The sequence below is a fragment of the bacterium genome (genome assembly GCA_039961635.1).
Taxonomy (GTDB): Bacteria; 4484-113; 4484-113; order JAGGVC01; family JAGGVC01; genus JABRWB01.
The window spans coordinates 17,624-27,718 of sequence record JABRWB010000068.1; the positions used below are offsets into that span (position 1 = coordinate 17,624).

General features: G+C 58.2%; 7 protein-coding genes. 6 read left to right on the top strand and 1 reads right to left on the bottom strand.

The genetic code is table 11. The features are described from left to right. Nucleotides 1-49 precede the first annotated feature (49 nt). Nucleotides 50-1,657 (top strand): M2 family metallopeptidase, encoded by a 1,608-nt coding sequence (locus HRF49_10530; protein ID MEP0815083.1) that lies wholly within the window; start codon nucleotides 50-52, stop codon nucleotides 1,655-1,657. A 78-nt stretch (nucleotides 1,658-1,735) separates the two neighbouring features. Beyond that, nucleotides 1,736-2,344 carry a thiaminase II gene (tenA, locus tag HRF49_10535; GenBank protein ID MEP0815084.1) on the top strand — a complete coding sequence of 203 codons (609 nt, stop codon included), beginning with the start codon at nucleotides 1,736-1,738 and terminating at the stop codon, nucleotides 2,342-2,344. A 37-nt stretch (nucleotides 2,345-2,381) separates the two neighbouring features. Here the strand turns inward: tenA and HRF49_10540 are convergent, their stop codons facing one another. Then, the gene (locus HRF49_10540; GenBank protein ID MEP0815085.1) at nucleotides 2,382-3,167 is read right to left on the bottom strand and encodes a tetratricopeptide repeat protein; all 786 of its coding nucleotides are present in this window, start codon (nucleotides 3,165-3,167) and stop codon (nucleotides 2,382-2,384) included. A gap of 164 nt (nucleotides 3,168-3,331) precedes the next feature. Between HRF49_10540 and HRF49_10545 the strand changes: the two genes are divergently transcribed. Genes HRF49_10545 through HRF49_10560 form a run of 4 tightly spaced genes read left to right on the top strand, consistent with a single transcriptional unit; the run spans nucleotide 3,332 to nucleotide 8,779 of the window. Next, the gene (locus tag HRF49_10545; GenBank protein MEP0815086.1) at nucleotides 3,332-4,369 is read left to right on the top strand and encodes a hypothetical protein; all 1,038 of its coding nucleotides are present in this window, start codon (nucleotides 3,332-3,334) and stop codon (nucleotides 4,367-4,369) included. After that, a complete protein-coding gene (locus HRF49_10550) occupies nucleotides 4,366-6,183 on the top strand; it encodes an Ig-like domain-containing protein (GenBank protein ID MEP0815087.1) in 1,818 nt (605 codons plus the stop codon). Before HRF49_10545 ends, HRF49_10550 begins: the two co-directional genes overlap by 4 nt. Continuing rightward, a complete protein-coding gene (locus HRF49_10555) occupies nucleotides 6,180-7,787 on the top strand; it encodes a hypothetical protein (protein MEP0815088.1) in 1,608 nt (535 codons plus the stop codon). Before HRF49_10550 ends, HRF49_10555 begins: the two co-directional genes overlap by 4 nt. Nucleotides 7,788-7,843: 56 nt before the next feature. Continuing rightward, entirely contained in the window at nucleotides 7,844-8,779 is a 936-nt protein-coding gene (locus HRF49_10560) for an ABC transporter ATP-binding protein (GenBank protein ID MEP0815089.1), read from the top strand. Nucleotides 8,780-10,095 lie beyond the last annotated feature (1,316 nt).

The following is a 10,095-nucleotide window of genomic DNA, read 5'->3' on the forward strand; positions in this document are numbered from 1 at the left end:
GGTCCGGTTGCTTCGAGCAAAATCGCCGCCGGGATTCAAGGAGATGCCGATGTCGCAGGAAGTCAAAAGCTTTTTCGCCGAAGTGTCAGAAAAGCTTGCGGAAATCGAAAAGGGAGGGGCAATCGCCTGGTGGAACCTGGCAACCACAGGCAAAGAGGAATTTCAGAAGGAAGTCGTCGAATGGCAAATGAAAAGCCACGCGCTTTTTCACGACCGAAAGGCATTTGAAAAGGTGAAGGCCTGGAAGGAAGCCGGATCTGACGATCCGCTTCTGGACAGGGAAATACAAGTTATGTTTAGAAGCTACCTCGCGAATCAGGAGGATGAGAAAACCGCGGAGGAAGTCGCCAAGCTTGAGGCCGAGCTTGAAGGGGATTATTCGAATTACCGCGGCGAGGTTGACGGCAAGAAGGTTTCGAACAACGACATTCTGGAAATATTCAAGAGGGGAACAGATCCCGAGCGCTCCCGCCGCGCCTGGGAAGCGTCGAAAGGAATCGGCCCGCTTGTAAGGGACAAGGTGCTCAAACTCGCGGAACTGCGCAACGGCATCGCGAACGAACTGGGCTACCGCGATTATTATTCGTTTGCGCTGGAACTCCAGGAAATAGACGAGAAAGAACTGTTCGGAATTCTGGATGAACTGGAGCTGCTGACACGCGAACCGTTCCGCAGCCTGAAAGCCGTGATGGACGAGCGGCGTGCCAAAAAATACGGGATCGCCGTTTCCGAATTGCGGCCCTGGCACTACAACGATCCGTTCTTCCAAGAACCATTGCCTGTTTCCGAGACGGATCTAGACGGCTATTTTGAAGGCAAAAACATCGAGGCGCTCACAACCGAAACCTACGATCGCGTGGGAATGGACATCCGGCCGGTGCTTGCGAATTCCGACCTGTACGAGCGCGAAGGCAAAAATCAGCACGCGTTTTGCACTTCAATCGGCCGCACCAAGGATGTGCGCGTTCTTTGCAACATAAAGTCCAACCATAACTGGATGGGGACGATGCTGCACGAATACGGCCACGCCGTTTACGATTACTACACCGATTTCGAACTGCCTTACGTTCTAATCGGCCCGGCGCATACGAATTCGACCGAAGCGATTGCGATGCTGTTCGGCAGGCTCAACAGCAATCCCGATTGGTTGAAGAGCGTCCTCGGGGCGGACGAAAGGTCCGTTGACAACATTGCCGGCGACTTGTTCGAAGAGCAGCGCGCGGCGATGCTGGTATTCGTCCGCTGGATGATGGTGATGACGAATTTCGAGCGCGCGCTTTACCGCGATCCGTCACAGGACTTGAACAAGCTCTGGTGGGACTTGGTGGAGAAATACCAGATGCTGACACGGCCCGAAGGCCGCGATATGCCTGATTGGGCGACCAAGCTGCATATCGCGCTCGCGCCGGTTTATTACCACAACTACATGCTCGGCGAAATGACGGCGAGCCAGCTCCAGCACCATATCGAGCACGTCATCGGCGGAGGCAAGCCGTTCATCGAAGTAAGGGAGGGCGGGGAGTTCCTGATAGAAAAGTTGTTCCGGCAGGGCCGCAAGCGGCCGTGGAACGAGGCTCTGGAGTTTTGCACCGGCGAAAAGCTCAAACCCGCGTACTTCGTGGAGCAATTCGTGAAGGGCAGGGCGAAGGCCGGATAGAGCTTCGTTTATAATTTGCTTGTGGGTTTGACCGCCGATTTCATAAAGCTCGCGGGGGATGTCTGGACGCGCGCGCAGATGCATCAGTTCGTCGAAGAACTCGGCGCGGGAACACTCGACCTCGACAAATTCAAGTTTTATCTCTTGCAGGATTACGTTTACCTGAAAGCGTACTGCCGCGCCGTCGCGCTTCTTTGCTACCGTGCGCCGGATCTCGAAACTATGTCCGCGATGAGCGCGCTGCTTCATTCGACGCTGACGTTCGAAATGGAAACGCACCGGAATTACGCGGCGGAATTCGGCATCACGCGTGAAGAACTGGAAGCCGCCAAGCCCGCTCCGACAACGCTGGCGTATTCGTCATATATGCTCGATGTGGCTACGCGGGAGGATTTTCTAGGTAATCTTGTATGCCTGCTTCCCTGCGCAGTCGGATACGCGGAAATCGGCAAACGCCTATCCTCCGGCCGCGCCTCGGCGGACAATCCATTTCATTCTTGGATAGAGACTTATTCAAGCGACGAATTTCTGAAATACGCAGGCGAGATGTCTTCGCTTGCCGACATGCTGGCCGCAGGTTGCGCGGGGTCGCGGCTCGACGGGCTTTTCGCAATATTCCTTTCATCTACCAAGTACGAGTGGTTGTTCTGGGAGATGGCGTATCGCGCCGAGCGCTGGCCGGTATGACGGCACCACAATCCTGAATCGTGGTTTGCTTTTTGAACTAGTGATTATGCTCGTCCAGGCTTTTAAGCATCTGTTCGATGCCCGAGAGCATGTTCGGATCGGATGTCACGGTCTTCGCCTTCTCCAGAGACGCTCGCGCGCCCTCGTTGTCGCCTTCAGTAGCCTGAACCAATGCCAGATTGAAGAGCGGCTGCGGCAACTCAGGATGAAACTTTATCGCCGTTTCGAAATGGTAGCGCGCTTTATCGAGATCGCCTTTCTGGAAATACATCGCGCCGCAGTCGGTGTGGACCATCGCATCGTCGGGGACAATCGCAAGATACTTTTCGTAATATTCGATGGCCGGATCCGCGCGCTGTATGTCGTAGTACATATCGCCGAGCTTCCGCAGCGCCTCGGTGTCCTTCGGGTCTTTTTCAACGCGCTCGCGCAGCTCCGAGAGCTGGGCCATTACATCGCCCGGCATTGTGCCCGAAGCCATTCCTGCCGCGCCGCCCATTCCCTCCGAGCCGTCAATCGGCGGATGGCCTTCGGGCAGCGGTGCATTGGGATCAACCGGGCCGGGACCGCCCGACGTCCCTCCTTGCGCCTGTTGATTTCCTCCGAGTCCGACCGCACCCATGATTTCCTGCTGTTTGCTTTGAGGCGTGATCAGGTATGCGAGAAACAGCACGACCGCTATTGCGGTCAGCCAGGCGGGAATGCCTCCGCCGTTTCTGCGCGGAAGGTTAACCGGCTTGCCGTTGACAAGCTCGACGCCGCATGCCTTGCATCTTGTAATCGCGGGCTTCGGATTCTGGCCCGTATCGTTTCTATCTGTCATTCATTGTCTCCGTAAAGATTCGCCGCCAAACGCGGCATTTCGGCCGGCGCAGGGCGCAGCCGCCGCTAATAATACCCGCGACCCCGCGGATAACATTGCGGTTCGGCAGAAAACGGATACATAATCGGCGCTGCTTGTGAAAAACGCGATGATATAATCCACGCGTGGATTGCCGGGAAAAACGGGGATTTGCGTTCGATTCGGCTGCGAAGCGTGCGATTTTGCTCGCCTCGGCAGCCCTTGTTGTCCTAATTTGCACCGAGTTTTCGGCATCAGCGTCTCCCCAAGCCAAAAAAATCTCCGAAATAAAACTTCTGCCAGGCCTGGCGGCGGACTTCGCGGTCTCTCCGGGCGGAAAGATTTACGTTTCCAACGCCGGTTCAGATCTCGTCGAAGTTTACGATGGGCAGGGAGAGGTGATAGCAACCATCCGGCCGCCTGTCGACGCCGCCGATTATTTTTCTCCGGGCGCGATCGCGGCCGAAGGCGACGACCTCTTTTGGGTTGTGGATTCGCTGTCAGGCAGGCTGTTCCACTTTTTTTCCGATGGCAATTTCGTCCAGGCTATCTCGTTGTCGGCCGACGGCAAAAAGCCCGGCGAAATCGCCTCGCTTGTGGTGCTGCAGCCTTCCGCACCACATGAGATTGAAACGGTAGTATCTCCCGAAGGCGAATCTCCGGAGCACACGGTGATTGAACGCGACGAAGCGGCGGTTGCGGGCAAAAACGGCGGCGCGATCTTCGTTCAAACCGGGGGAGGTGCAATTCACTGTTTCGAACTCGACGGCGATTGGAACTACGCGCTAGCCCCGCTCGATCCGCCGGCGATACGCACGCCAGCCGGCATCGCGCTTTCGTACCCGTTGCTTTACGCGCTTGATTCTGAATCGCGTACGCTTCTTGCCTTCGATGTTTCGGATTCAAAAGGCAAAGTTTCGACAGTCCCGCTTTCGGGCGTTTTGAATGCAGTTCCCGTTGTCGGAATTGCCGTCTCGTCCGCGGGGAATCCGGCAATTGTTTGCGGCGGCTCTGCTCCAGTCTGGTTTCGCGCAAATGGAAAGTGGATTCCGGCGATTGAGCGTGCTCCAACAGGTGCGCAGCCGCCTATAGCCAGAATTCAGTCCGGCAGGATTTATTTCCTCGACCGCGACGCGGGCGTAATTGAAGTATACGAATTCGACGGCGGGGTGCTGCCGGAATGATTGTCCGCGTCTCCCTCGCGGTTTGCGCTTCACTCGGCGTAATCGCATTGAGCCTGCTCGCTGGATGCAGGACCGGCCCGCATCCGGGATTCGGCGGCGGGGGGGGAGGCGGATCGCGCGTCGCGGACGTTACGGTTCGCGTTGACGGCCCCGCCGCGAATCCGGTCGCAGGCTGCATGGTTTATTTCGGCGGCTCGTTTTACGAGACGGAAGCGGACGGCACCGTCGAAATCGGCTCTGTCGCGGCCGGCGATTACGAGGTCGCTGCGGAGCATCCGGATTTTCTTTATTTCAGCGCGACCGTCAGAATTCCAAGCGGCGAATACATGCTGCCCATTCAGCTCGAAGCCTCCACTCCGGAATTCAAGGTCGCGCGAGTTTCTCCTGGACTCGGGGAGGCGTCGCCGGATCAAAGCGGCACGTTCACGATTCAGTTCACGCGGCCGGTGGATGAGTCGTCATTCCTGGACTCGGATGTATCATTCGAGCCCGCGCTCGGGGATTTTTCGATTTCGGTCGAAGGAGCCACCGCCGTCGTGCAATTCGAATCCGAATGGCCGCTGCGCCAGACGGTGCGATGGAAGCTCCTGCGCGCGATCGAAAGCACCGCGGGCGAAGAGCTTGCAGGAAATTACGTCGGCCAGTTCCGCGTTCCCGCGCAGGACAGGACGCCGCCTCGGCTTTCCTCCAGCCGCCCGCGGAACGGCGAAACCGGAGTGTTCAGGAATCAGCAGATAGTCCTCGTTTTCTCGGATGACATCTTGCCGTCTTCGCTCGCTACAGCGGCGATCGGCATTTCACCTGAAATTTCGCTTGAGAAATCGCTGAATGGAAAAAGGCTCGAGCTGCGTCACGAATCGCTTTTTGCTGCTAATCGGACTTACAATTTCAATCTCGATGGGCTGACCGACCTTAGCGGCAATCCGCTGGCCGAGCCTGTCGGTATCGAATTCACCACCAGCGACCAGGTGCGCCGCGTTCGTTACCGCAATCCGGACTGGACGCGCGTGGGCGACAAAATCGTATTCGAAAGCGACGAGGCGGGCGGATTCGACATCTGGGAAATCAGGGCGGACGGATCGGGGCTGACCAAGCTCACATCAGGGACGGGCGACGAGCTTCATCCGCGCTATTCGTACGACGGGCGCAGCATAGTTTTCGAGCGAAATATCGATGGATTCTGGCATGTATTCAGGCTCGAAATCGAGTCCGGCGAGGAATTCCAGGTTACAGCGGGCAGCGACAATTACCGCAGTCCCGTTTACAGCCCCACGTTCGAGCGCAAAATCGCATTTGTAAGCGACCGCACCGACGTCGTGGAACTTTGGGTGTCGGAGGAGGACGGCAGCGTACCGAGGGAGTGGTTGCCCAGATTCGGCCGCGGCCCGTCCGACCCGGACTTCCATCCGTTTGTGGACTCGCTGATTCTTTTTTCCGCGGACGGCGGAGTTTCGCGCGATATTTTCCGCGCGTCCGGGCGCCCCGGCGATCCGGACGCGTTCGCGACGAACCTGACGGACGAGCTGGCCAGCGACGAGACCGCGCCCGCGTATTCGCCGGAAGGCGACCGCATATGTTTCGTCAGCACCGCCGGAGGGGGGAAGAACGTCTGGATCGCCGACGCCGGCGGCGAGTTTCCGCGCCAGCTGACCAGCCAGCCGCGCGACGTCGACCATCCGGTTTTCGCGCCGACCGTCGGCGAGCCTCGAATACTCGCGGAGCTTTACCAGGAAGACGGCACAATCGCGCTCGCGTTTTTCGATTCGGTTTCCGGCGAGCTTCTTGGCTATCTCCTGGGCGGGAGCGAGCCTTGAGAATAATTTTCTTCGCCGCGTCCGCACTCGCAATCTGCGCAATCGCCGCGCCCGCGGCTGGGCAGCAGCCCCAGCTTCCGGCGATCTCCACCAATTTCCAGTTCACGCGCCAGGATTCGACGGACGACGAAAGCGCGCGCACGACCGCGGTTTTAGGCCTCACGCTTTCACACAGATTTCAATTTTCGCAGCCCGGATTCGCCGGCGAATTTACGACCAAATACCAGGGAAATGTTTTGATGGAAGAATTCGTCAGAAGCGATACGGCCGAAGCGCGCACCGACCAGCGCTACCAGGTCGATTTCGCCATGGGAACCCCGGGCGGGATGTCGCTTGCCGCGGAATTCGCGACACGCGACCGTTATTTTCGCCGCGACCGCTTCGATTCAATTCTTTCCAAGGACACGTGGCAGAAGTTCCAGTCCGGATTCACGATTACGCGCCAACCGTATCCCTCGCTAAGCGCACAGGTTTCGACAGAGCGCAACGTGGGCATCAAAGGCGCGCCGCTTACGTCAAGCCAGTTAAACAACGCTGCGGTGTCCGGCGCATGGGACGCGGGGCCGGTCAAGCTCACACTCAGCCGCGTGCGGCTTGAATCAAAGAGCGATCCCATTTCGGGCCAGCCGGGATCTTCGATTGCCGGGGACCAAACCGTAGTCGGCTCGACGGGCGCGTATCCGCTCGGCGGAGCGTGGACGCTATCCCACGCGTTCGTTTATACGGAAGATGTGCGTTCCATCGCCGGGCGTACCGACAAATCGATGGCGACGAATGCCCAGCTGCGCCTCGAAGGCAAGGATATCGCGCCCGGATTGTCTGCGGCGGTGGTTCTTGGGGGGCAAAACAACGTTCTCGCCAACATCGAAGCCAACAACCGCAGCTTCAACCAGAAGGTCAACCTCGCTTTCGCCCCCCCCGGCGAAATCATAGGCGACGACCGCTTGAGCTTCGGACTGGAAAACAGCGACGTGGACTCCGCGGGCCGCAGCACCAACATCCGCCGCTACATCCTTTCGTGGAGTTTCGCGCCGGCGCCCGGCAGCAATGTTCTCGTCTCTTACAACGACCAGACCAACAGCGATCTCGACCTTCGCCGCCTCAACGAGCGTCAGAGCAACTACACTGTGCGCTACTCGTACGCGCGCGACAATTACACCATGGACGGCGCGTACACTTTCTCGGTCGTCGAGGGGCGCGACGGCCAGGAGAGCCGCACGAACAACCTGAACGCGCAGGTGAGATACAAGGTGAGCGAGCCGCTGGAGCTGAACGGCCGCATCGAGCAGTGGGAGAACCGCAACATCCCGGCCAATCCCACTTTCTCCGTCAACTCCGGCCGCCGCTTCGAATGGGCGCTCGGCCTCAACTGGCGCCCCAGCCGCGAGTTGAGCATGAACGCGGGCTATCAGCGCCAGACGCTGGACAACAGCGCCGGCGGCGACACAGAGAAGCGCATCCTCCGCCTCGGCTTGCGCTGGCGCATCGCGGCCAATATGGATTTCTCGCTCGACTACTCCACCGACGATTTCAGCCGCATCGGCGAGCTGGACGGCGACAAGAGCAACTCCACGCTCCAGACCACACTGAACGTGACTTTTTAGCCGCACGGCTGAAACTGATATAATCCCGCAGCATTCCCGGAGGCCTGCGTATGGCGATGATCGAAGTCGAATACCTTTCCAAGCGTTACAAGAACGTGGAAGCCCTCAAGGGAGTCTCGTTCTCGGTCGAGCAGGGCGACATTTACGGCTTCATCGGCCCCAACGGCGCGGGCAAGACGACCACCATCCGCATCCTCGCAACGCTTCTTCTTCCCAACGGCGGCAGCGCCCGCATCGCCGGCCACGACTGCATCCGGGAGCCGGACAAGGTGCGCCGCATCATCGGCTACATGCCGGACTATTTCGGCGTATACAACGATCTTCTCGTCTGGGAATATCTGGATTTCTTCGGCGCCGCGTACCGCATCCCCCGCGCCGACCGCGCGAAGATAATAGACCACATCCTCGAACTCACCAACCTGGGCGTCAAGCGCGACAGCTTCGTTTCCGAGCTTTCCAAGGGGATGAAGCAGCGCCTCTGCCTCGCCCGCACGCTCATCCACGACCCCGACGTGCTCATCCTGGACGAGCCGGCCAGCGGCCTTGACCCGCGCGCCCGCATCGAGATGCGCGAGCTCCTGAAAGAGCTAAAGAGCATGAACAAGACGATATTCATCTCCAGCCACATCCTGCACGAGCTGTCCGACTTCTGCAACAAGGTGGGGATAATCGAGCTCGGCGAAATGGTGGTTTCGGGCGACATAAACGCGATCCTCAAGCAGGTGCAGACGGGCCAGCTTATTTTGATCGAGTTCGCGCCCGGCACCGACCTGCAGGCGGCGATGGAGGCCGCCCGCGGCTATCCGAAGGTGGCCGAGGTGTGGGAGCGGGACGTGGACGCGCTGGAGGTGCACTTCGAAGGCGCGGAGGACGAGACCTCGCAGCTTATGGCGCACCTGCTGGCCGCCGGATTCAAGGTGAAGAGCTTCAAGGAAGCGGTGGACAACCTCGAAGACATCTTCATGAAGGTGACGAAGGGGAAGGTGCAGTAATCCGGGAAGCGCGGCCTTCTGGCCGCGCTGCCGCGGTGGCGCACCGCCCGGATTGTAGGGGCGAGCGGCGCACGCCCTTTGTAGGGGCGCACTGCGTGCGCCCGTTGATAGTTGAGCGTTGACAGTTGGACAGTTGACATTGGAAATTCAAAATCGGCGAGCGCGGCATTCATGCCGCCTGATTGACGGTGGCGGAGGCAAGGTCGCGCGCGGCTATGCCGGGGAAGTCGTTCGCGGGATATTCGCCGGGGTCGCATATACGACCGCCCCATACAAAACAGGTGCACTTGATAGACGACCTGCGACCTTCGCGCGACGTTTGCGCGAAGGCCGGGGAACCGGGATATTCGGACCGCAGAAAGGAGAGTGGTACCCCGCCGGGTGGCGCGGAGGACAATCCACCGACGCTGCAGGGGTGCTTTGTATGCGCCAGTTTGGGATCGCCTCGCGCGCTTAGCGGGGTGGTTCGAACAGGCAAACTCGTTTGCCGGAATGCGTTTCCGGCGATGAATCGCCGGCGGAAAGGCCGAAATGAAATTCCGCACTCCATGCGGCCGTTTGGGAGTAGACCGGCCTGCCGGTGCTATAATTTTCGGCGCGGACTTCCCCGCCCGGAATTCTAGTGGCGCAGAGAGGCCCGGCCGCTGGCCGGAAAACAACCTCCTTACGCCCGCTAAAACGGGCATCCATGCCCGCGATGGATACGGAAATGAAGGAATATCCTGTCCTAGTTGAGAAAGGAGAAACATGCCGGGGAGCCTGTTCCACGGACGTTCCGGGGCGTATCGCGACGGGAGCATGGAGGATAGAAAGGGGGACTTGAGTAGACGCAAGTGCAAAGGGTGGGAAAATTGACTTTGAAAGCCTAAGGGATTGACAATATTTGCGCCTTTGATAGAATAAAGACGGGGTGGTCAACATGTTTTCGATTTGTATAAGTAAGCTTGTTGCAGGACCTTTTCCTGTAAATTGCAGGTCGATCCACTTGTCTATTTTTAAATCAGAATTGATTTTTGGAATTTGCCTTTTATCTGTTGTATTGTCACCCCCAAACGCATTTGCTGAACCGAAGGCAAATTCAACTAGGGAAATCGTTTTGCCATTCGGATTCGCTTTAGGGAATGATAAAGGTCAAATCACCAGTTTCTTCAAAAGCTATAAATGTCTTGCTGCGGATGTGATGCTGGAAAACGGTATCTCCGCGTATTCATTTGAATGTACAACTAGCCTTCATGTCTGACGTATAATAGGTTTTCAGGCAAGGAGGTATGGAATGGCAGAAGCAGCGGTGAAGGCGAAGGCGAAGGTTGGATCCA